Annotated in this window: 17 protein-coding genes and 1 pseudogene; 7 read left to right on the top strand and 11 right to left on the bottom strand. The window is 72.7% G+C overall.

Annotation, left to right across the window (positions count from 1 at the left end; translation table 11 throughout):
• Positions 1–77 precede the first annotated feature (77 nt).
• The 4 genes from OG332_RS41350 to OG332_RS41335 all read right to left on the bottom strand — a co-directional run bounded on the left by OG332_RS41350 (position 78) and on the right by OG332_RS41335 (position 4,408).
• Positions 78–728 carry a hypothetical protein gene (locus OG332_RS41350; RefSeq protein WP_327418266.1) on the bottom strand — a complete coding sequence of 217 codons (651 nt, stop codon included), beginning with the start codon at positions 726–728 and terminating at the stop codon, positions 78–80.
• Between the two features lie 280 nt (positions 729–1,008).
• Positions 1,009–1,755, bottom strand: a complete 747-nt coding sequence (locus OG332_RS41345; protein ID WP_327418265.1) for a succinate dehydrogenase/fumarate reductase iron-sulfur subunit — start codon at positions 1,753–1,755, stop codon at positions 1,009–1,011.
• Positions 1,752–3,701 carry a fumarate reductase/succinate dehydrogenase flavoprotein subunit gene (locus OG332_RS41340; RefSeq protein WP_327418264.1) on the bottom strand — a complete coding sequence of 650 codons (1,950 nt, stop codon included), beginning with the start codon at positions 3,699–3,701 and terminating at the stop codon, positions 1,752–1,754. The genes OG332_RS41345 and OG332_RS41340 overlap by 4 nt, the downstream gene beginning before the upstream one ends.
• A gap of 2 nt (positions 3,702–3,703) precedes the next feature.
• A complete protein-coding gene (locus OG332_RS41335) occupies positions 3,704–4,408 on the bottom strand; it encodes a succinate dehydrogenase (RefSeq protein ID WP_327418263.1) in 705 nt (234 codons plus the stop codon).
• Between the two features lie 94 nt (positions 4,409–4,502).
• Between OG332_RS41335 and OG332_RS41330 the strand changes: the two genes are divergently transcribed.
• On the top strand, positions 4,503–5,381 hold the full coding sequence (locus OG332_RS41330) for a LysR family transcriptional regulator (protein ID WP_327418262.1): 879 nt from the start codon (positions 4,503–4,505) through the stop codon (positions 5,379–5,381).
• A 162-nt stretch (positions 5,382–5,543) separates the two neighbouring features.
• Here OG332_RS41330 and OG332_RS41325 read toward each other — a convergent pair whose 3' ends face one another.
• Positions 5,544–6,248, bottom strand: a complete 705-nt coding sequence (locus OG332_RS41325; protein WP_327418261.1) for a TetR/AcrR family transcriptional regulator — start codon at positions 6,246–6,248, stop codon at positions 5,544–5,546.
• A gap of 106 nt (positions 6,249–6,354) precedes the next feature.
• On the opposite strand from OG332_RS41325, the gene OG332_RS41320 reads away from it, so the two are divergent.
• A complete protein-coding gene (locus OG332_RS41320; RefSeq protein ID WP_327418260.1) occupies positions 6,355–7,422 on the top strand; it encodes an FAD-dependent monooxygenase in 1,068 nt (355 codons plus the stop codon).
• A gap of 73 nt (positions 7,423–7,495) precedes the next feature.
• Here OG332_RS41320 and OG332_RS41315 read toward each other — a convergent pair whose 3' ends face one another.
• Together OG332_RS41315 and OG332_RS41310 are read right to left on the bottom strand one after the other, a co-directional pair.
• Positions 7,496–9,637, bottom strand: coding sequence for a putative bifunctional diguanylate cyclase/phosphodiesterase (locus OG332_RS41315; protein WP_327419527.1), 2,142 nt, complete (start codon positions 9,635–9,637; stop codon positions 7,496–7,498).
• Positions 9,638–9,753: 116 nt separating this feature from the next.
• Positions 9,754–10,584, bottom strand: a complete 831-nt coding sequence (locus tag OG332_RS41310) for an SAM-dependent methyltransferase (RefSeq protein ID WP_327419526.1) — start codon at positions 10,582–10,584, stop codon at positions 9,754–9,756.
• Positions 10,585–11,468: 884 nt separating this feature from the next.
• Between OG332_RS41310 and OG332_RS41305 the strand changes: the two genes are divergently transcribed.
• The 3 genes from OG332_RS41305 to OG332_RS41295 all read left to right on the top strand — a co-directional run bounded on the left by OG332_RS41305 (position 11,469) and on the right by OG332_RS41295 (position 13,227).
• A complete protein-coding gene (locus OG332_RS41305; protein ID WP_327418259.1) occupies positions 11,469–11,621 on the top strand; it encodes a hypothetical protein in 153 nt (50 codons plus the stop codon).
• Between the two features lie 32 nt (positions 11,622–11,653).
• Entirely contained in the window at positions 11,654–12,424 is a 771-nt protein-coding gene (locus OG332_RS41300) for a bestrophin-like domain (RefSeq protein WP_327418258.1), read from the top strand.
• 206 nt (positions 12,425–12,630) lie between these two features.
• Positions 12,631–13,227 (top strand): hypothetical protein, encoded by a 597-nt coding sequence (locus tag OG332_RS41295; protein WP_327418257.1) that lies wholly within the window; start codon positions 12,631–12,633, stop codon positions 13,225–13,227.
• Between the two features lie 69 nt (positions 13,228–13,296).
• On the opposite strand, the gene OG332_RS41290 is transcribed toward OG332_RS41295, so the two are convergent.
• Entirely contained in the window at positions 13,297–13,809 is a 513-nt protein-coding gene (locus tag OG332_RS41290; RefSeq protein ID WP_327418256.1) for a hypothetical protein, read from the bottom strand.
• A gap of 365 nt (positions 13,810–14,174) precedes the next feature.
• Between OG332_RS41290 and OG332_RS41285 the strand changes: the two genes are divergently transcribed.
• On the top strand, positions 14,175–14,837 hold the full coding sequence (locus OG332_RS41285; protein ID WP_327418255.1) for a class F sortase: 663 nt from the start codon (positions 14,175–14,177) through the stop codon (positions 14,835–14,837).
• Positions 14,838–14,864: 27 nt separating this feature from the next.
• On the opposite strand, the gene OG332_RS41280 is transcribed toward OG332_RS41285, so the two are convergent.
• Both OG332_RS41280 and lysX read right to left on the bottom strand, forming a co-directional pair.
• Positions 14,865–15,788, bottom strand: coding sequence for a polysaccharide deacetylase family protein (locus tag OG332_RS41280; RefSeq protein ID WP_327418254.1), 924 nt, complete (start codon positions 15,786–15,788; stop codon positions 14,865–14,867).
• A gap of 91 nt (positions 15,789–15,879) precedes the next feature.
• The gene (lysX, locus tag OG332_RS41275) at positions 15,880–19,185 is read right to left on the bottom strand and encodes a bifunctional lysylphosphatidylglycerol synthetase/lysine--tRNA ligase LysX (protein ID WP_327418253.1); all 3,306 of its coding nucleotides are present in this window, start codon (positions 19,183–19,185) and stop codon (positions 15,880–15,882) included.
• Positions 19,186–19,257: 72 nt separating this feature from the next.
• On the opposite strand from lysX, the pseudogene OG332_RS41270 reads away from it, so the two are divergent.
• Positions 19,258–19,763 (top strand): annotated as a pseudogene (locus OG332_RS41270) (universal stress protein).
• On the opposite strand, the gene OG332_RS41265 reads toward OG332_RS41270, so the two are convergent.
• The gene (locus OG332_RS41265) at positions 19,747–20,934 is read right to left on the bottom strand and encodes a CapA family protein (protein ID WP_327418252.1); all 1,188 of its coding nucleotides are present in this window, start codon (positions 20,932–20,934) and stop codon (positions 19,747–19,749) included. The pseudogene OG332_RS41270 and the gene OG332_RS41265 sit on opposite strands and share 17 nt — an antisense overlap.
• Positions 20,935–20,954: the final 20 nt, after the last annotated feature.

Genomic DNA, 20,954 nt, shown 5'->3' with positions numbered 1-20,954 from the left:
CGCTACCCCAACACCGATTGCTCGTAAGACAGATGACCTCCACGGAGGCCCCCTGCGGGTCAACGGGGGCCGCAGGCCTACGCGTCCCCCGGCAGCAGGTGCTGCGGCAGTTCGCGGAAGCTCCACTGGCCCCGGCGCCGGGTGAACTCCCAGACGAGGTCGTAGCGGTCGGGCCAGGTCGCGGGGATGCCGGGGAGCTGGTGGGCGCCGAGGGCCCGGATCAGGCGGGGCACGCCACTGTGCTCCCAGCAGACGAGTACGGGCATGGGCGCAGCCAACACGGCCTGGACGAGGGCCGGTTCGTCACCGACGGCGAACTCTCCGCGGACGGGGGTGCGCAGTGCGGTGGCCAGCGCCGCCACGGTCTGCCTGCACCGCGCGGGGGCGCGGTCCTTGCCGCCGGCCGCGAAGACCGCGGCAGGGCGGGGCAGCGAGGAGCGCTTGGCCGGCGGGAAGAGGCGCGGGAGCTGCTCGGCCCGGCGCCAGCCGCGGCCGGCCAGCGAGCCGGGATCGTCCTCGCCCTCCTCGTCCCGGCCGGAGTCGCCGGCGTACGGCTTCTCCGCGTGCCGGATCACCATGATCAGGGCGTCCTTGGGCCCGCCCTCCGGGCCGGGTGCCGAAGTGCGGGGGGCCTCCCCGCCGGAGCATCCGGCCGCGGCCAGCGGGGCGAGGGCGGCGGCCAGTACGGCTCGGCGGCGCGGTCCGGACCCGGTGGGGGCTTGTGGCATGGGGCCACTGTCCCCCATGGTCCGGGCGCCGCCGGGGCGCGGCGCGAGCTGGGCTGTGCCGGTCAGCCGATCGGCGCAGGGCCGCCCGCCACGTGGCGGGCGCGCCCGCCGCCCTGCGGTGCAGGGCGCGGCGTACGGCCCGTACGGGCGCCCGGTCGGCGGATCGGGTCGGCCGGTCGGGCCGGGACGGGGACCCGGCCCGGTGGCGGCACCCGGCCGCGGGCGCCCGTACGGGGGCTGGTGAGGCGGCTGCGGGGCCCGGCCCTGTGCCGCAGGACGCTCAGCGGGGGCCCTTGCGCACCGCCCGCAGCCACTCCTTGTTCATCGCCGCGATCGACGGCAGCGGGATGCCCTTCGGGCAGGCCGTGGCGCACCCCCCGGTGAGGGTGCAGCCGCCGAAGCCCTCGTCGTCCATCCGGGCCACCATGTCCAGCACCCGGGTCTCCCGCTCCGGCGAGCCCTGCGGGAGGACGTTCAGGTGGTTGACCTTGGCGGAGGTGAAGAGCATCGCCGAGCCGTTGGGGCAGGCCGCCACGCACGCGCCGCAGCCGATGCACTCGGCGTGCTCGAAGGCGAAGTCGGCGTCGGCCTTGGGCACGGCGGTGGCGTGGGCCTCGGGGGCGGCGCCGGTCGGGGCGGTGATGTAGCCGCCCGCCTGGATGATCCGGTCGAAGGCGCCGCGGTCGACGACGAGGTCCTTGACGACCGGGAAGGCGGCGGCCCGCCAGGGTTCGACGTCGATCGTGTCGCCGTCGGTGAAGGACCGCATGTGCAGCTGACAGGTGGTGGTGCGCTCCGGGCCGTGGGCGTCGCCGTTGATGACCAGGCTGCAGGCGCCGCAGATGCCTTCGCGGCAGTCGTGGTCGAAGGCGACCGGGTCCTCACCGCGCAGGATGAGGTCCTCGTTGAGGGTGTCGAGCATCTCGAGGAAGGACATGTCCTCGGAGATCCCGTCGACCTCGTAGGAGGCCATGTGGCCGGGGGCGTCGGCGCCGCGCTGGCGCCAGACGCGCAGGGTGAGCTTCATGCGTAGCTCCGCTGGGTGGGGTGGACGTACTCGAAGACGAGGTCTTCCTTGTGCAGGACGGGGGCGGCGCCGGTGGCGGTGAACTCCCAGGCGGCGGCGTAGGAGAAGGCCTCGTCCAGGCGGGCCGCCTCGCCGTCCGGGGTCTGGGACTCCTCGCGGAAGTGGCCGCCGCAGGATTCGGCGCGGTGGAGCGCGTCGAGGCACATCAGCTCGGCGAGTTCGAGGTAGTCGACGATGCGGTTGGCCTTCTCCAGCGACTGGTTGAACTCTTCGCCGCTGCCCGGGACCTTGATGCGGCGCCAGAACTCCGCGCGGATCTCCGGGATGCGGTCGAGCGCCTTGCGCAGCCCGTCCTCACTGCGGGCCATCCCGCAGTACTCCCACATGAGTTCGCCGATCTCGCGGTGGAAGGAGTCGGGGGTGCGGTCGCCGTCGACGGAGAGGAGCCGCGCGAGCCGCTCGCGGGTCTCGCGTACGACGGCCACCGCCTCGGGGTGGTCGTCGTCCACCGTGTCCCGGTGCGGGTGCCGCGCCAGGTAGTCGTTGATCGTGGACGGCAGTACGAAGTAGCCGTCCGCGAGGCCCTGCATCAGGGCGGAGGCGCCGAGGCGGTTGGCGCCGTGGTCGGAGAAGTTGGCCTCGCCGATCGCGAACAGGCCGGGGACGGTGGTCTGGAGGTCGTAGTCGACCCACAGGCCGCCCATCGTGTAGTGCACGGCGGGGTAGATCCGCATGGGGACCTCGTACGGGTTCTCCGCGGTGATCCGCTCGTACATCTCGAACAGGTTGCCGTACTTCTCGGCGACCTTGTCCCGGCCCATGCGGCGGATGGCGTCGGCGAAGTCGAGGTAGACCCCCTGGCCGCCGGGGCCGACGCCGCGGCCCTCGTCGCAGACGTTCTTGGCGGCGCGGGAGGCGATGTCGCGGGGCACGAGGTTGCCGAAGGAGGGGTAGATCCGCTCCAGGTAGTAGTCGCGCTCCGCTTCGGGGATGTCGGCCGCGGGGCGGGTGTCGCCCTTCGCCTCGGGGACCCAGATCCGGCCGTCGTTGCGCAGGGACTCGCTCATCAGCGTGAGCTTGGACTGGTGGTCGCCGGTGCGCGGGATGCAGGTGGGGTGGATCTGGGTGAAGCAGGGGTTGGCGAAGTACGCGCCGCGCCGGTGCGCCCGCCAGACGGCGGTCGCGTTGGAGTTCATGGCGTTGGTGGACAGGTAGAAGACGTTGCCGTAGCCGCCGCTCGCCAGGACCACCGCGTCGGCGTAGTGGGTGGAGATCTCGCCGGTGATCAGGTCGCGGGCCACGATGCCGCGGGCCACGCCGTCGACGACGACCAGGTCGAGCATCTCGGTGCGGGCGTGCATCTCGACGTTGCCCGCGGCGATCTGCCGGGAGAGCGCCTGGTACGCGCCGAGGAGGAGCTGCTGGCCCGTCTGGCCGCGGGCGTAGAAGGTGCGGGAGACCTGGACGCCGCCGAAGGAGCGGGTGTCGAGGAGCCCTCCGTACTCGCGGGCGAAGGGGACGCCCTGGGCCACGCACTGGTCGATGATCTCGACGGAGATCTGGGCGAGGCGGTGCACGTTGGACTCGCGGGCGCGGAAGTCGCCGCCCTTGACGGTGTCGTAGAAGAGGCGGTGCACGGAGTCGCCGTCGTTGCGGTAGTTCTTGGCCGCGTTGATGCCGCCCTGGGCCGCGATGGAGTGGGCCCGGCGCGGGGAGTCGGAGAAGCAGAACTGGACCACGTGATAGCCCTGTTCGGCCAGGGTGGCGCCGGCCGCGCCGCCCGCGAGGCCCGTGCCGACGACGATGACGGTGTGCTTGCGGCGGTTGGCCGGGTTGACCAGCTTGGCCTCGAAGCGGCGACGGTCCCATCGGTCGGCGATCGGGCCTTCGGGAGCCTTGGCGTCGGCGATGGGCGCACCGGTGGTGTGGTTCGCGTAGCTGTTCACGGTCAGTTCACGACTCCGGTCATGACGGCGACGGGCACGGAGACGAAGCCCGCGAAGAGGACGAGGGCCAGGGCGTTGGCGAGGGACTTCAGCGTCCGGTCGCGTCGGGCGTTGCCCGCGCCGAGGGTCTGGGCGGCGCTCCAGAAGCCGTGCCGGACGTGCAGGCCGAGCGCGGCCATCGCCACGATGTAGATCGTGTTCCCGTACCAGGTGGAGAAGGTGGCGAGGACGTTCTCGTACGGGTGGCCGGCCCAGGCGCGCTCGTTGACGGTGAGCGTGGTGAGGTCGAGCAGGTGCCAGACGATGAAGAGGCCGAGGATGATGCCGCCCCAGCGCATGGTCCGAGTGGCGTAACTCGCGCGGCGGCGCTTGTGCGCGTACGTGACCGGGCGGGCCTTGATGTCGCGCCGGCTGAGCTGGTAGGCGGACACGGCGTGCGCGACGACCGCGGCGAGGAGCACCACGCGGACGATCCACAGGGCCCACTCGTGGTGGAGGAAGGGCGAGCCGAGGGTGCGCAGCCAGTGGGCGTAGCCGTTGAACTCGTCCGAGCCGAAGAAGATCTTGAGGTTGCCGAGCATGTGCACGACGAGGTAGCCGAGCATCACCAGACCGGAGACGGCCATCACGGACTTCTTGCCGACGGAGGAGTCCCAGAGTGTGCGCGTGGTGGACGGCCGTCGACCCGTCCGCGTTGCCAGAGCCATGTCTCGACGGTAGGGACCGAGGTCCCGAAAGGTCCAAGACATGAAGGAGCTCAAATCGATAGAGGTTGCCTATGGAGCGGTTTACGCTGGGCTGATGCAGTTCCAGCAGCTCCTGTACTTCGTGGCCGTCGCCGAGACCCGGCACTTCACCCGGGCCGCGGAGCGGGTGCACGTGGCCCAGCCCTCGCTCTCCCAGCAGATCAAGGCGCTCGAACGGGAACTGGGGGCCGAGCTCTTCAGCCGGGCGCGCGGCAACATCGCGCTCACCGACGCGGGCGAGACGCTGCTGCCGCTGGCCCGGCGGATCCTGGCGGACGCGGACACCGCGCGGCTGGAGGTGCAGGAACTGGCGCAGCTGCGGCGCGGGCGGGTCCGGCTGGGTGCCACCCCGAGCGTGTGCACGGGCCTGCTGCCGGACGTGCTGCGGACCTTCCACGCCGCGCATCCGGGGATCGAGCTGCTGATCGAGGAGAGCGGTTCGCTGGACCTCGTACGGGAACTCGCGCGCGGGGCCCTGGACCTCGCCCTGATCGCGCTGCCGCTGCCGCCCTCGGCTCCGGCCCTGACCACGGTGGAACTGCTGACGGAGGACCTGGTGGTGGTCTCGTCGGCGGAGCGGCCGGCGCCGGGCGGAGGCGGCGAGCTGACCATACGGGGCCTGCGCGACGAGCCGATGGTGATGTTCCGGCACGGCTACGACCTGCGGGAGCTGACCGTGGCGGCCTGCCGCGCGGAGGGCTTCGAGCCGGTCTTCACCGTGGAGGGCGGCGAGATGGACGCGGTCCTGGGCTTCGTCCGGGCGGGGCTGGGCATCGCGGTGGTCCCGGCGATGGTGGTGGACCGCGCCGGTCCCGGTCTGCGGGCGACCCCGCTGGCCGGGTCCCCGCTGCGGCGCACGGTGGCCTTGGCCCACCGCACCGACGTGGCTCCCCCGCGTGCGGCCCGCGAACTGAAGCGCATGCTGGTGGGCTGACCCCGCCGGGGGCGGGTCATCCAGGGGCGGCCAGTCGGGACAGGTCAGCCGGCGGCCGGCGGTGCCCCGGCGCGCCCCACGGCAAGCCTCGCCGGGGCACCGGGGGCAGCCGGGCCCGCCGGCCCCGACCCCCCGGTTCCCCCACCGCGGGTGGAGCGGGCATCACGCCGAAGGCGAGGCCGGAGCCGGGGTCGAGGTCGAGGTCGAGGTCGAGGTCGAGGTCGAAGCCGGGGCTATCGGCAGGGCCCTGTCGAGGCCGTCGGCCAGCATCCCGAAGGCCCGATCGGCGTCGACCACGGCGGCCGGGTGGGCCTGGTCGGCGCTCCGGCCGGCGTCGAGCCGCCGCCAGTTCTCCCGGCCGAGCTCGTCACGGACGGCCACCAGGTGGATCGCCGCCAGCCGGGCGGTGAGCGGCGGGACCGACTCCGCCTCGAGCACGGCGGCGAGCAGCTCCACCTCCCGGTCCGTGTAGTGGCCGAGCCGGGCCTGCAGGCTGGCGGTGCCGTAGAGCAGCCGCTGGAAGGCGAGCACCCCGGGGTGGTCGCACAGCCCTGTGATCGGGTCCCGTTCGGCGAGTGCCGCCAGGAAATGGGCATGCAGCGCACCCACCGGCGTCTGACCGGCGGGCCGCTCGCGCACGATGCGCGCCGCCTCGTCCTGATGGTCGGCGAACCGGTCGAGCAGCAGGTCCTCCTTGCTCGGGAAGTACCGGAAGAGGGTGGGCTTGGAGACCTCGGCCGCGGCGGCGACATCCGCCACCGACACGGCGTCGAAGCCCCGCTCCAGGAACAGCTCCAGCGCCGTCGCCGCCAGCTGGCGGCGCGTACGGAGCTTCTTGCTCTCGCGCAGACCTGTCGTGTTCTCCATGCCTCACAGCGTAGCACGAATTGATGACCAGGTTAATTTTTTAACCGGGTTGCTTTTTCTGGCGGGGTCCGCTTTCCTTGAGGCATCGACGAGGAGAGGACATCCGATGACCGACGTATTGATCGTGGGCTCCGGCCCTACAGGACTGACGCTGGCCTGCGATCTCGCGCTGCGCGGAGTCGCCGTGCGCGTCATCGATCAGCGGCCCGCCCCCCACCGCGAATCCCGCGGCAAGGGACTGCAGCCGAGCAGCCTCGAGGTCTTCCGGGAACTCGGCGCGGCCGAGCCCCTCATTTCCACCGGCAACAGCAAGGTGGTCCTGCGCAAGTACTTCGACGGAGCACACGTCAACGACACCCCCATCGACGCCGGTCTATTGATCGGGCAGTGGCAGATCGAGGAGGCGCTGCGCGACCGGCTCGCAGAGCTGGGTGTGCGGGTCGAGTGGGGGTCCTCGCTCGCCGGAATCACCCAGGACGCGGCCGGGGTCAGCGCCGAGCTCGGGGACTCCACCGTGATCGGGGCCCGCTATCTCGCCGGGTGCGACGGCGGGCACAGCGCCACGCGCAAGCTCCTCGGCATCCCCTTCGAGGGAAGTGCGGAAGCGGAGCCCGCGATGGTGCTCGGGGATGTCAAGGCACCCGGACTCAGCCGGGACGTCTGGCACCAGTGGTTCACCTCGGAAGGCGCCGGGATACTGCTCTGCCCCATGCCAGGGACGGACACCTTCCAGCTGCAGGCCTCGCCCGAACAGGACGAGCACGGCGAACTGCTGCCGCCCTCGCTGGAGAGCTTCCAGCGGCTCTTCGACCGGCACGCACGAATGCCCGGGATCCGGCTCGCGGATCCCACCTGGCTCTCCTCCTGGCGGGTCAACGTCCGCATGGCAACGCGGATGAGGGAGGGCCGGGTCTTCCTCGCCGGGGATGCCGCGCACGTGCACCCCATAGCCGGCGGGCTGGGCATGAACACCGGCATCCAGGACGCCGCCGCACTCGGCCGGACGCTGGCCGCCGCTCTCGGCGGGCCGGCCGGCGAGGAGGTGCTCGACGGCTATCAGGCCCAGCGGCTGCCCGTGGCTGCCGAGGTCCTGGCCGACACCGCCCGGCGGTACGAGCGGGTCCTGGAAGCCGTCCGGACACCCGGCCGCGGGACGGAGGCCGGCCTGGACTGACCGGCGGGGCGGGGCCTCCGGAGGCCCCGCGGGCCGCCTCCGGCTCGGGCTCGGGTGGTCCGTGGAGGTGACGTCAGGAAGGCGTGGGCACCGCGTCCGAGAGGGAGAGGGCATGGATGCGGTCCGGGGCTCCGGGGCGGGCGTAGTACCAGCCCTGGGCGGTGTCGCAGCCGAGGGCTCGCAGCTGGGCGGCCTGGGCGCCGGTCTCCACGCCCTCGACGGTGACGGCCAGTTCGAGGCTGTGGGCGAGGGCGACGATCCCCTCCACGATCTTGACGTCGACCGGGTTGGCGGGCTGCTGCTGCATCCCCTGGGTGAAGGAGCGGTCGAGCTTGAGCACGCTGACCGGCAGGCGGCGCAGATTGGCGAGGTTCGAGTAGCCGGTGCCGAAGTCGTCGAGCGCGATGTCCACGCCCAGGGCGGCGAGCCGGCGCAGCGGCTCCAGGAGTTCGTCGTCGGCCCCTATCAGGGCGGATTCGGTGACCTCCAGGCACAGGGCGCCCGGGGCGAGCCCGGACTTCTCCAGCACCGCGACGGTGTCGGCGACCAGGCCCGGGTGGTGCAGCTGGGTCGGCGAGAGGTTGACGTTGACCCGCAGGGCCGCGCCGCCGTTCTGGCACTGCCAGATCCGGGCCTGGCGGACGGACTCCTCCAGTACCCAGCGGCCGAGCGGCACGATCAGCCCGGTCCGTTCGGCGAGCGGGATGAAGCGGTCCGGGCCGAGCACCCCGTACTGCGGGTGCGACCAGCGCACCAGGGCCTCCGCCCCGTGCACGCTGCCGTCACGCATGTGGACCAGCGGCTGGTACTCGATGAAGAACTCGCCGCGCTCCAGCGCCGCCGGCAGGGCGTTGGTCAGCCCGTGGCGGGTGATCGCGCGGGCGTCGGCCTCGGCGTCGGCGAATTCGAAGCGGTTGCCGCCGGCCGCCTTGGCCCGGTACATGGTGATGTCGGCGCTGCGCAGCACCTCCGCCGGGGTGCGCTCCTTCGCCGGGCCCTCGACGATCCCGATGCTGCCCCTGACCGTCAGCTCACGGCCTTCCAGCCGGATCGGCGTGGACAGGGCGGAGAGGATGCGGACGGCGAGGTCGGTCACCTTCTCCTCGGTGTCGGGGCCGGTGGTCAGGGCGACGAACTCGTCGCCGCCGAGCCGGGCGACGACCTCGCCCGGGCCGGTCGCGCAGCTCTGCAGCCGGTCGGCGACCTCCACCAGCAGCCGGTCACCCGCCGAGTGCCCGAGGCTGTCGTTGACCGCCTTGAAGCCGTCGAGGTCGAGGTAGCACAGGCCATAGCGGCTGCCGCCGGCCCCGCCGAGGGCCTTTTCGAGCCTTTCGAAGAACAGCGTCCGGTTGGGCAGGCCGGTGAGGGCGTCGTGGGTGGCCTCGTAGCGCAGGCGCAGGTTCAGCAGCCGGCGTTCGGTGGTGTCCTCCATCAGCGCCAGCTGGTACTGCGGCTTGCCGTCGGCGTCGCGCAGCAGCGACACCGTGAGGTTGGTCCAGAGGACGGTTCCGTCGTGCCGGTAGTACGGCTTCTCCACGCGGTAGCTCTCGCGCTCGCCGCGCACCAGTTCCCCGTACATCCGCCAGACGTGCGGGGTGTCGTCCGGGTGGCCCCACTCGCTGACGTTGCGGCTGCGGACGTGGCCCTCCAGGCCGCCGAACATCTGCAGGAGCGTGTCGTTGACCTCCAGCACGTTCCCGTCGAGGTCGGCGATGCCGATACCGACGGCCGCGCCCTCGAAGACCGCCCGGAAGCGCTCCTCGCTCGCGTGCAGGGCCTGCTGGGCGTCGGTGCGGGCGGTCAGCGCGGAGCGGGCGATGGCCTCCTGCTCGCGGAGGGTGCGCTCGCGCAGGGCCCGGGCGTATCCCGCCGCGATGGCGTGCTGGAGCCGGGCGCAGCGCGCGTGGTACTCGGCGGTGCCCTCCACGCCGGAGCCTTCGAGTCCGTCCGGGCCGCAGTAGAGCACCAGGTAGGACTCGATCACGCCGAGGGTGCCGGCCAGGGCCTCGGGGTCGGTGCAGTGCACGGCGACGAGTTCCGCCCCCACCCGCTGGGCGACGGCGGCGTCGAAGGGCCGGGCGTGCAGGGCCTCGGTGAGCGTCCGGGTGAGCGGCAGCAGGTGCCGCTCGAACTCGGTGCGGGTCAGCGAGGTGGCCGTGACCGGGAAGATCGCCCGGCCCCAGATGGTCGCGAAGCGGGCGATCCGGTCCTCGATGCCGCCGTGGGGGGCCGCGGCGGCACCGGCGGCCGGCGCTGCGGCCGGTACCGCGGCCGGTGCGAGGACGGGCGCCACGGCAGCGTCCGGCGCGCCCGCGGTCTGTGCCGGAAGTCTCACGCCTTGCGTCCCACTCCGCCGAAGCCGGAAAAGGCGTACGGGTCCTCCGGCGTCTCGCCCTCCGCCTCGCTGCCGGGTCCGTCCGGCCGCCAGTCGGGCATGGAGACCAGTCCGGGCTCCAGCAGCTCGAAGCCGTCGAAGAAGTCGCCGATCTGCTCCCCGGTGCGCATGACGAGCGGGTTGCGGATGTCCCGGTAGACGTCGACGACGCCGCCCGCGACCTCCTCCGTGAGCGGGATCCCCTCGTACGAGGCGTGCGTGAGGATCAGCAGGCTGCCGGGGGCCAGGGCGTCGCGCAGTCCGGCGACGGCGGCGTACGGGTCGTCCGAGTCCTCCAGGAAGTGCAGGACGGCGACGAGCAGCAGGGCGACCGGGCGTTCGAGGTCGAGCAGCCGGCCGACCTCGGGGGCGGCCAGGATCTCCTTCGGCTTGCGCAGGTCGGCGGCGACGATGTCGGTGCGGTCGTCCCCGTCGAGGACGGCCCGGCTGTGCGCGACGGCCACCGGGTCGTGGTCGACGTAGACCACGCGCGCCTCGGGGCTGGCGGCCCGGGCGACCTCGTGGACGTTGCCGAAGGTGGGGATGCCGGAGCCGATGTCGAGGAACTGCGTGACGCCCTCGGCGACGGCGTGCCGGACGGCGCGGCGCATGAATGCCCGGTTGGCCTGCATGACCTTGGGCAGTCCCGGCATGAATTCCATGGCGCGGCGGGCCGCCTGGCGGTCGACCTCGAAATTGTGGGACCCGCCCAGGTAGTAATCGTAGATGCGGGACACGCTCGGCACCGATATGTCGATGCCTGGCGGGGCCCAGGCGGGGCGCTCCATCGGGGTCTCCAAGCGTTGTTCCTGCGGCGGTCCGTCCGAGGTCGGACTCCTGTCCGAGCCGAATGTACTGATCATTGCCCAACAGGGCGAGCAAAAGCGGAAATTGGCGATCCGTTCTTCGTCACACACCAAAGGCGCCCGGCACGCCCTGTGGGGCGAATGACCGATACCGACAAATCCCTTTTGGGAATTGACAGGTGGTGATCGGGCTCGCTGCGGGACCGGCCCGCGACTGGCTCAAACCTCTCGGGTCGTCGCTCCACCCGTTCAGGCGAACCGGGGCCGAGCCTCGCGTGCGCGGGCGCGCGTGGGCCCATGCTCCCCGGGTGAACAGAGCCTGTGCCAAGCGCCTGCTGGCGGTCCCGGTCCTGCTGTGGGCGGCCCTGTCCGCCACGCCGGCCGTGGCTGATAGCTGCGCCTACGCGACGACCTGCTCCGGCGACGCCGCGACCGCCACGGCAGTGGTCGCGGTGGCCGGCGGGGGCGGCCGCGGAGGCGGCTCGGGTGGCGGACATCACGGTGCCGACCGCGGCTCCGGCCACGCAAGGGACCACGGAAAGGACCACGGCGGGGGCCGTGGCGGGGACCATGGCGGGGGCCGTCACGGCGGTCCCCACTGCCCGCCGCCTCCGCCCCCGCCGTGTCCGCCCAAGCCGCCACCACCGCCCCCGCCCCCGCCCCCGCCGACGCCCGAGCCGCCGCCCCCTCCGCCACCGCCCAAGCCCACGCCCACCCCGCCTCCGAAGCCCACGCCACCGCCTCCGCCGCCCAAGCCGGCGCCCCAACCCGTACTCAAGCCCGTCCTGCCCCCACCACCTCCGCCGAAACCGGCGCCCCAGCCGCCCCGCGCGGCCAAGGCTCCCGCGCCGCCCCCACCCGCCCCCGTGGTGACGCCACCGCCGCCGAAGCCGGTGGCCCGCCCGGCGTACCACGCGCCGGCCCGCAAGCCGGTGGAGCACCACATCTCGCCGGTGACCTTCACCCTGCTGACCGCGGCTCCCGCGGTGCTCGCGATCGTCGCGCTGCGCCCGCGCTAGCCCGCCCCACCTGAAACCGATCGGGAGTCATCTTGTCGGAATGGCTCGTCCTGTCCCTCGCGATGGCCGCGGCCTGTGCCGTGGTGCTGTCCATCGCCTTCTTCAATCACCGCCGGATCGGCGAGGACGACGATCCGAACGAAACCCCGGACGTCATCGAATACATGACGATGATGATCGGCGTGATCTACGCGATCGTGCTCGGCCTGGCGATCGCCGGCGTCTGGGAGGGCCGCGGCGCCGCCCAGGAGTACGTGCGCCAGGAGGCGCAGGCCCTGCACGAGATCAGTGTCCGCTCCGAGGTCTACCCGGCCGAGGTGCGCAAGAAGATCCGGTCCGATGTCGACGCGTACGTGACGTACGTGGTGGACACCGAGTGGAAGGAGATGGCCGACCACGGCGACCTCACGGACCGCGGCGGCGAGCTGCTGGAACGTATCCGCCGGGACGTCACCGACTACGAGCCGCAGACCGACCACGAGGGGCAGGCGTACCAGCCGCTGGTCGACCAGGTCGCGGTGGCGGACGACGCCCGCAGTGCGCGCGGCCAGAGCGCCGGGGCCACCATGCCGGGGGTGGTGTGGTTCGGGCTGATCGCGGGCGCCCTGGTGACGGTGGGGCTGATCTTCACGCTACAGATCAGGCGGTCGTTCCGGGAGCTGCTGCTGGCCGGTCTGTTCAGCGCGCTCATCGCGTTCCTGCTGTTCCTGATCTGGGACTTCGACGCGCCCTTCGGGCGGGGCATCGCGGCCACCGCGGAACCCTTCCTCGCGCAGTTCCCGCACCTGGACCTCGGCGGTTGACAGCCGCCCGGCAGGCGGCCGACCGCCGCCCGGCAAACCGGGGACGGGCCTCCCGTCCCCGGTTCGGCCTACGGCCATGCCCCATTCGCCCGTTCCTGATCGCGGGTCACCGCACCCGCACCTAGCGTGGCGGACATCGAGGCGCACGACCCCCCACGTGCGGAAACCGTTCCGCGGCTGCTCCTCGGGGATCCGGAGACTCAACCATGGGTGCGATACGCAGCTCCGCCACCGTTCTGCTCAGCGCCGGCGCCACGGGCGCCGTACTCGCGCTCGGTGCCCTCGGCGCGTCCGCCGCGACCGCGGCCGAGGCCCGGCAGGTCACCTCGTTCGGCTTCACGATCACCCCCTCCACCGTGGCCCCGGGCGGGCAGACGGTGCTCGCGGTCAGCGGCTGCAACGCCGCCTACTCCACCGCTTCCTCCGGGGTCTTCGACACCGTGAGCATCGCGCGCGGGCAGACCGTGCGGGTCAACGTGGACCGGGATGCCCGGCGCGGGGCCGTCTACTCCGTCTCCTTCACCTGCAACGGGGAGACCGGGTCGGCCGACCTGACGATCGCGGGCGGCACGACCCGACCGACCACGAGTTCCACGCGGACCGCCACCGTCACCGCCACGCGGGCCGCCACTCCCACGAACGCCACCGTCGCCAATTCCGCCCGCGGTGTCCGCGGCGGCCTCGGCGGCAGTGTGGCCGGCATGGATCCGCTGGAGCTCGGCGCCGGCGCCGGCCTGTTCCTCGCCGCCGCGGGCGGCACCGCGTACGCCCTGCGCCGCAGGGGCTCCGGCCGCGGCCACTGAAGAACCCGCCCGTGTTCCCCGCTGCCGGGGATCACGGGCGGGGAACGCCTGACCGGGGAGGCCGCCCGGTCAGGCCCGGCTGCGGAGCGGACGGCGGCGGCGGCGCACCACGTGGGCCCCCGCGCCGAGCGCCGCGGTGCCGACGAGGCCCGCGCCGATGGCGGTCTCGGCGGTGGACGGGCCGAAGGACCCGCCGATGCCGCCCTGCGAGGGGTTGCCTTCGAGGATGGTGAAGCGGTGCGTGGCGACCAGGCTGCTGTCGTTGCACCGGACCGACAGCGTGTGGTGGCCGGGCGAGGCGTGGTTGAAGATCCGGACGTTCGCGAAGCCGATCGAACCGGCGGACAGGTTGGCCGGCGGAAAGTTTCCGTGCGAGGTGACGGTACCGCCGTGTCCGCAGCCCGCAGCGCTCACCTGCATCGTGGATCCCTGGTGCACGGAGTACGGGTTGACCGAGATGTTGCTGGGACCGCCGTTCCCGCCCTGACCACCGGGGTTCTGGTTCGCGGAGGCGAACGGGACACTGAGGCCGATCGCGGCGCAGGCTGCCGCCGTCACGGTAAGAGCGCGCAAGACACGCATGGTGGAACCTCCAGCGGGAAGCGCCCCGGAGCGTCGGCCCCGGATGATCGACGAGAACGCCTCCCACGTCGAACCCTCCGGTCGCCCCGCAAGCTCCGCATTTCCGGCTTTGGGCCGCCCGGTTGAGCGACACGCCGAAGCGCGGACGGCGGAGCTGACGGATCCGCAGGTCACGACCCGTCAGGCATTTATGTGACGATTACCTGGATGGACGCACCTCTTCCGGCCCCCTCCGGCGCCGTGGCCACCCGTTCGCGCCTTCCCCCTCGCCGTCCCGCCGACTCGCCCTTAGCGTGCGTGAGGTAGGGCGTACAGGGGCGGGACAGGAACGCGGGTCGGGACCCCCGCGTCGGGAAGGGAGAACGATGGGCGAGGACGAGACCGGGCAGTCGCGCAAACGCTCACCGTGGGGCGTACTCGCCCTGGTCATGCTCACCGGCCTCGCCATGGTGCGGAACGGGGTGGACGTCGGCGGCGGACCGCCCCAGCCCACCGCGGCCTCTGCCGTGGCGGTGACGGCCGACCAGCTGCCGGCGAATCCGCCGCTGCCGCCCGCGGGCATGGAGGTGCTGGAACACTCGTCGGTGCAGCGCATCCGGATTCCCACGATCAACGTGGACGCGCCGGTGATGACGGTCGGGCTGGACGCGCAGGGCTGGATCGACGCCCCGCCGCCGCAGGACCGCAATCTCGCCGGCTGGTACCTGAACGGCATCTCGCCGGGCCAGCGCGGCTCGGCGGTGATCGTGGGCCACGTGGACAACGCGCAGGGCCCGGCGGTCTTCTACGGCCTGGGCTCCGTCAAGCCGGGCAACCGCATCGAGGTGGCGCGGTACGACGGGCGCACGGCCGTGTTCGAGGTCTACGGCGTGGAGGTGTTCTCCAAGGAGGCCTTCCCCGGAGCCCGGGTGTACGGGGACACCGGGCACCCGGAACTCCGGGTGATCACGTGCGGCGGCGGCTACTCGAAGGCCCGGGGCTACGACGGCAACGTGGTCGTCTTCGCCCGCATGGTGGAGGCCCGCTGAGCCGGCACCGGCCCGAACGGGGCCCGCTCAGCGGGGCGGCAACACCGGAAGGGTCATCCGGTAGCCCCGCGCCAGCAGTTGGGGCAGGTACGAGGAGATCGCCTGGACACTCTGCGAGCGGTTGCCGCCCGCGTCGTGCGACAGGACGATCACGCCGGGTCCCGCGCCGCCGAGGACCCGGGAGATGATCGTGCCGGTCCCGGGTTCCTTCCAGTCCAGGGTGTCCACGGTCCAGGCGAGCGGCTCCATGCCCAGCTCGGCCCCGATCTCGAAGGCGGCCCGGTTCCAGGCCCCGTACGGCGCCCGGAACCACACCGGCGCCTCGCCGACGGTCTGCTGGACGACCTCGCTCGTGCGGCCGATCTCGGAGGCGAGGGCGGGCCGGCTGAGCTTGGGGATGAGCGGGTGGGTCCAGGTGTGGTTGCCGATGACGTGCCCTTCGGCGACCATCCGGCGCAGCAGGTTCGGGTTCTCCGCGGCCATCTCCCCGCAGACGAAGAACATCGCGCGTACGCCGTACCGGGCGAGGGTGTCGAGGATGCCCGGGGTGTAGCGGGGGTCGGGGCCGTCGTCGAAGGTGAGGACCATGGCGCTCGCCGTGGTCGCGTCGGCCGGGAGCTCCAGAATGGGCCGGGTCCGGACGGCCGGCTTGACGGCGCCCGGCCGGGCGGGGGTGTCGGAGGTCATGGGGCGCAGCCGGTAGGCCTTCTCGGGCAGCCCCTGGGGGAAGGCGGCCCCGGGCGCTCCCGCCGCGGGGTTCGGCCCCGGCCCGGCGGCGCCACCCGGCGCACCGCCCGCACCGGCCGCCCCTCCCGGCCGCGGCAGGCCGGGGGTACCTGGCGTACCGCCTTCGCCGCCCGAGGAGACCAGTCCGGCGGCGGCCGCGACCCCGAGGAAGACGGCGGTACGCAGGAGCGCGCGCCGCCCTACTGTCGGCTCGTCATTTTTCATTATTACTACGTATCAACGACATCGCCGCCGATGTCGAGAGGCGCGGACGCGCCCCGTCCCCGTCACCCGCCCGGACCAGCCGGGCGGGTGGTCAGCCGCGCCGCACCAGGGGGAACGGGAGGGTCTCGCGGATCGTCAGGCCCGTGAGGAACATGACCAGGCGGTCCACCCCGATGCCCAGGCCGCCCGTCGGCGGCATCGCGTACTCCAGCGCGTCCAGGAAGTCGTTGTCGAGCTCCATGGCCTCCGGGTCGCCGCCCGCCGCGAGCAGGGACTGGGCGGTGAGCCGGCGCCGCTGCTCGACGGGGTCGGTCAGCTCCGAGTACGCGGTGCCCAGTTCGGTGCCGAAGGCGACCAGGTCCCAGCGCTCGGCGAGCCGCGGGTCCTTGCGGTGCTGGCGGGTGAGCGGGGAGACGTCGGTGGGGAAGTCCTTGTAGAAGGTGGGCAGTTCGGTCTTCTCCTCCACCAGCCGTTCGTACATCTCCAGGACCACGTCGCCGCGGGTGTCCTCGGGGGCGTGCGGCACGGCGGCCCGGTCGCACAGCCTGCGCAGTGCGTGTTCCCCGGTGTCGGCGTCGACCTCCTCGCCGAGGGCCTCGCTGATGGCCCCGTACATGGTCTTGACCGGCCAGGGTCCGGAGATGTCGTGGACGACGAGCTTCCCGTCCGCACCCGCCTTGTGGGCGATCGGGGAGCCGAAGGCGGCGGTGGCGGCGCCCTGGATCAGTTCGCGCGTGAGGTCGAGCATCACGTCGTAGTCGGCGAAGGCCTGGTAGGCCTCCAGCATGGTGAATTCGGGGTTGTGCTTGTAGGAGACGCCTTCGTTGCGGAAGGTGCGGCCCATTTCGAAGACCTTCTCCATGCCGCCGACGCACAGCCGCTTGAGGTACAGCTCGGGTGCGATGCGCAGGTACAGGTCGAGGTCGTAGGCGTTGATGTGGGTGCGGAAGGGCCGGGCGTTGGCGCCGCCGTGGATCTGCTGGAGCATCGGCGTCTCGACCTCCAGGTAGCCGCGCTCCAGCAGCCCCTGGCGCAGGGCCTGGACGGCGCTGGACCGGGCCCGTACGACGTCCCGCGCCTCGGGGCTCGCGACGAGGTCGAGGTAGCGGCGCCGGACCCGGGCCTCGGGGTCGGCGAGTCCCTTGCGCTTGTCGGGCAGGGGGCGCAGGCACTTGCCGGTGAGCTGCCAGGACCGGACCACGAGGGAGGTCTCGCCGGCCTTGCTGGCACCGGCCTCGCCGCTCACGAGGACGTGGTCGCCGAAGTCGACCTGGGAGGTGAAGGAGTCCAGCACCTCGGTACCGGATTCGTCGCGGGTCAGCATCAGCTGTATGTCCCCGGACCAGTCGCGCAGGACGGCGAAGACCACGCCGCCGAGGTCGCGCACGACCATCACGCGTCCGGCGAGGGTGGCCTGTTCGCCGGACCGGGCGCCTGGCGGGAGGCCCGGGTGGGCGGCCTTCAGCTGGGCGACGGTGTGGGTGCGCGGGCGGATCCCCACCGGGTAGGGGTCGGTGCCGGCCGCCCGGATCCGTTCCAGTTTGGCGTGGCGGACGCGGACCTGCTCGGGCAGCCGCTCGGCCGCGGCGAGGCCCTCGCCCTCCTCTCCCACGGCGTCCAGCCCCAGGGATTCGATGGAGGGCAGCCCTTCGGTGGTGGCGGGGTTGGTGAGTCCCTTGGGATGGGCGTTGCCCCACAGGGTGCGCAGGCTGGGTACGGAGACGAAGCCTTCGGCGATGCCGGAGGCGAGGCTGACCCGGGCGAGCGAGCCGGCGTCCTGGTAGCAGAGGAACCGCGGGTACCACTCGGGGCCGTACTTGACGTTCGAGCGGTACAGCGCCTCCAGCTGCCACCAGCGGGAGAAGAACAGCAGCAGTTTGCGCCACAGCTTGAGGACGGGTCCGGCGCCGATCCGGCCGCCCTCCTCGAAGGCGGAGCGGAAGACGGCGAAGTTCAGGGAGATCCGCCGGACGCCCAGGCCGGGGGCCGCGGCGCACAGCTGGGCGACCATGAACTCCATGACCCCGTTCGGGGCGGCGCGGTCGCGGCGCATCAGGTCGAGGGAGATCCCGTCCTTGCCCCAGGGGACGAAGGAGAGCAGGGCGATCAGTTCGCCCTGCCCGTCGAAGGCCTCGACCAGCAGGCAGTCCCCGTCGGCGGGGTCGCCGAGCCGGTCCAGGGCCATGGAGAAGCCGCGTTCGGTCTCGGTGTCCCGCCAGTGGTCCGCCCGGTCGACGATGGTCTGCATCTCGTCCTCGGAGAGGGCCGAGTGACGGCGGATGAGGGTGGTGGCGCCGGCCCGCTTGACCCGGTTGACGGCCTGGCGGGTGACGCGCATGTCCCGGCCGTCGAGGTCGAAGTGGGCGACCTGCAGGATGGCCTCGTCGCCGAGCTGCAGGGCGCTGAGTCCGGATCGGGCGTAGGCGGTGGCGCCGTCCTCGGAGGCGCCCATGACGGCGGGCTGCCAGCCGTAGCGGCGGGCCACGGCCAGCCAGGCGTCGACGGCCGGGGTCCAGGCGGCGGGGTCGCCCACCGGGTCCCCGCTGGCGAGGCAGACGCCGGCTTCGACGCGGTAGGTGACGGCGGCCTTGCCGTTGGGGGCGAAGACCACGGCCTTGTCGCGCCGGGTGGCGAAGTAGCCGAGCGAGTCGCCCCGCCCGTAGGCGCCGAGGAGGGCGCGGATGCGGGGTTCCTCGTCCCCGTGCAGGGCGGCGGTCAGCCGCTGGGAGCGGAAGAGGGTGGCGGCCGCGTTCAGCAGGGCGAGGGCGCCGAAGAGGCCGAGCAGGAAGGACAGCGGGCGGGGCGGGCGGCCGTCGAACTGGCGGGCCGAGAAGAGGCCGCCAAAGACCTCCTTGGCTGCCCAGTCCAGCCACTGGCCCTTGGGCAGCGTGCCGGGGAAGAGGGCGACGAGGCCCCAGCCCACGAGGACGGCGGCGAGCAGGCCGAGGCCCAGCACGAACAGGGCGTGCCACAGGGCCCCGGGCCGGGAGGCGGCGTAGAACTCGTCGCGGGCGGCGATCAGCACGGCCATGGCGGCGACGGCGACGGCCATGGAGGGGACGCCGATCCAGTAGTCGCCGACGGCCATGTCCAGCACGTCGTCGAGGATCAGCAGCGCCAAATAGGTGATGACGATCCACCAGGCGACCTTCTTGCGGGTGCCGAGGGCGGCGGCGAGGAGGAAGAGGAACACGGCGTAGGCGAGGTTCGCGCTGACCGGGACGACGATCAGGTCGAGGAACCGCACGACGTGCCGCAGGAGCCGCCGCAGCGTCGGGGAGAGCGAGAGCAGTGCGCACAGCAGGCCGAGGGTGCCGAAGAACGCGCCGAACCCGTCCGGGACCCGGTTCAGGAAGCGGTTCCGGCTCCCGCGCGTCTCCTCCACGGTGGCACTCATGGTTCGCACTGTAGGGAGGGCCGCGCCGGTGCGCGCGCCGAGCGGAACGGGGCGTCGCCCAACCTCGGCAGGGTGACGGAGCACGTGGACACGGGATTCGAAGGCGGTGCCGACGGACCGAAGGTGATCCTGGCCGGGGTCGACGGGTCCGGGTCCTCACTGCGGGCGGCGGCCTGCGCGGCCGGGCCGGCCCGGCGGCAGAACGCGCTGCCGGCGCCGGTGTACGCCCAGCCGGTGATGCCGGCCGGGGCCGCCCCGGGCGCGCCCGTGCCGGCACCACCGGGGAGATCGCGGAGGGCCTGGTGGCCGAGATCCGCGCGCCGGCGGAGCGGCTCAGGGCATCTGCGAGGTGCGCCGGCAGTTCCACACCTTCCGCGGCGACCCTCCGCCGGCTACCGCTGGGAGGTGCCCCCGGCCGGGCTGGTGAGCGCGGCGGAGGAGCTGATGGCGGACGCGGTGGTGGTCGGCGCGTCGTGGGCTCGGTGGCGATCCGCCGGGTCGAGGCGGGCCACTGGCCGGTGACCGTCGTCCCTTGGAACCGTTCCTCGGAACCGTTCCTTCCTACTGGGCGAGGGTGAGGCCGTCCTTGGCGGCGCCGCGGCTGAGCACGGCCTCGATGATGTCCTCCCGGGCGCTCTCGTGGTCGTCCCGGTCGGAGGGCCGTGCGAGGTTGACGACCCGGCCGGCGGACAGGTCCATCATCTGCGGCACGAACTCGGCCTTGGTGACCTGCCAGCGCTGCCCGGCGGCAGCCGGCGGGGCGAAGGCGAAGCGGCCGATCGAGCCGTAGTTGCCCCGCATGTCGCGGGCGCCCGTGTAGTTGAACATCTCGCCCGCGACCTGGTCGCCCATGCCGTAGATGATCCAGGTCCCGTTGACCTTCTCGTAGGGCTGCGGGATGTGCGCGTGCGTGCCGAGGATCATGTCGATGTCCGGCCGGCCGCCGGTCTGCGAGGCGGTCAGCGCCTTGCCGAGCGAGAGCTGGGTCTCGTCCGGCTCGGTCTGCCACTCCGTGCCCCAGTGCACGCTCACCAGCACCACGTCCGCGCCCGCCTTCCGGGCGGCCCGCGCATCCGCGATGATCTTGTCCTGCTTCATCAGGTTGACCGCCCAGGGCTGGCCCTCGGGCAGCGGGTAGCCGTTGGTGTCGTAGGTGTACGCGAGGTGCGCCACCTTGGCGGAGCCCGCCGTGTACGTGGTCACCGTGGCCGCCTCGGCCGCCGTGCGGGCCGAACCGGCGTGCTTCAGACCGACCTTGTCGAAGCGGTCCAGCGTGCGCCGCAGCCCCGCGGCCCCGTCGTCGAGGGTGTGGTTCGAGGCCGTCGAGCAGCCGTCGTACCCGGCGTCCTTCAGCCCGTCGGCGACTTCCGGCGGGGACTTGAAGGCCGGGTAGCCGGAGAACGGCCCGCCCTCCTCCCCGTAGATGGTCTCCATGTGGCAGACGGCCAGGTCGGCCGCGGAGACCACGGGCCTGACGCCGGAGAACATCGGCCTGAAGTCGTAGCCGTCCCCGTCCGCGTCGTCCGACGCGCGCTGGATGACGGAGGTGTGCGGCAGTACGTCTCCGCTCGCGACCAGGGTGAAGCCCTTGCCGGCCGGGGATCCGGCGGCGCTGGAGGGGGCCGGTCCGTCGGTGTTGCCGAGACGGGCCGGTGCGGGGGTACCGGTGCCCGAGCATCCGGCGGCGGCCGCGGACAGGAGGAGGGCCGACAGGAGGGCGACCGCCTGGGGCCGGGTTCGCTTGGTCATCTACCCAGCTCTCATTAGTA

Origin of the sequence: Streptomyces sp. NBC_01233 (assembly GCF_035989305.1) — a bacterium.
GTDB lineage: Bacteria > Actinomycetota > Actinomycetes > Streptomycetales > Streptomycetaceae > Streptomyces.
This window is presented reverse-complemented; position numbering and strand designations above follow the sequence as displayed.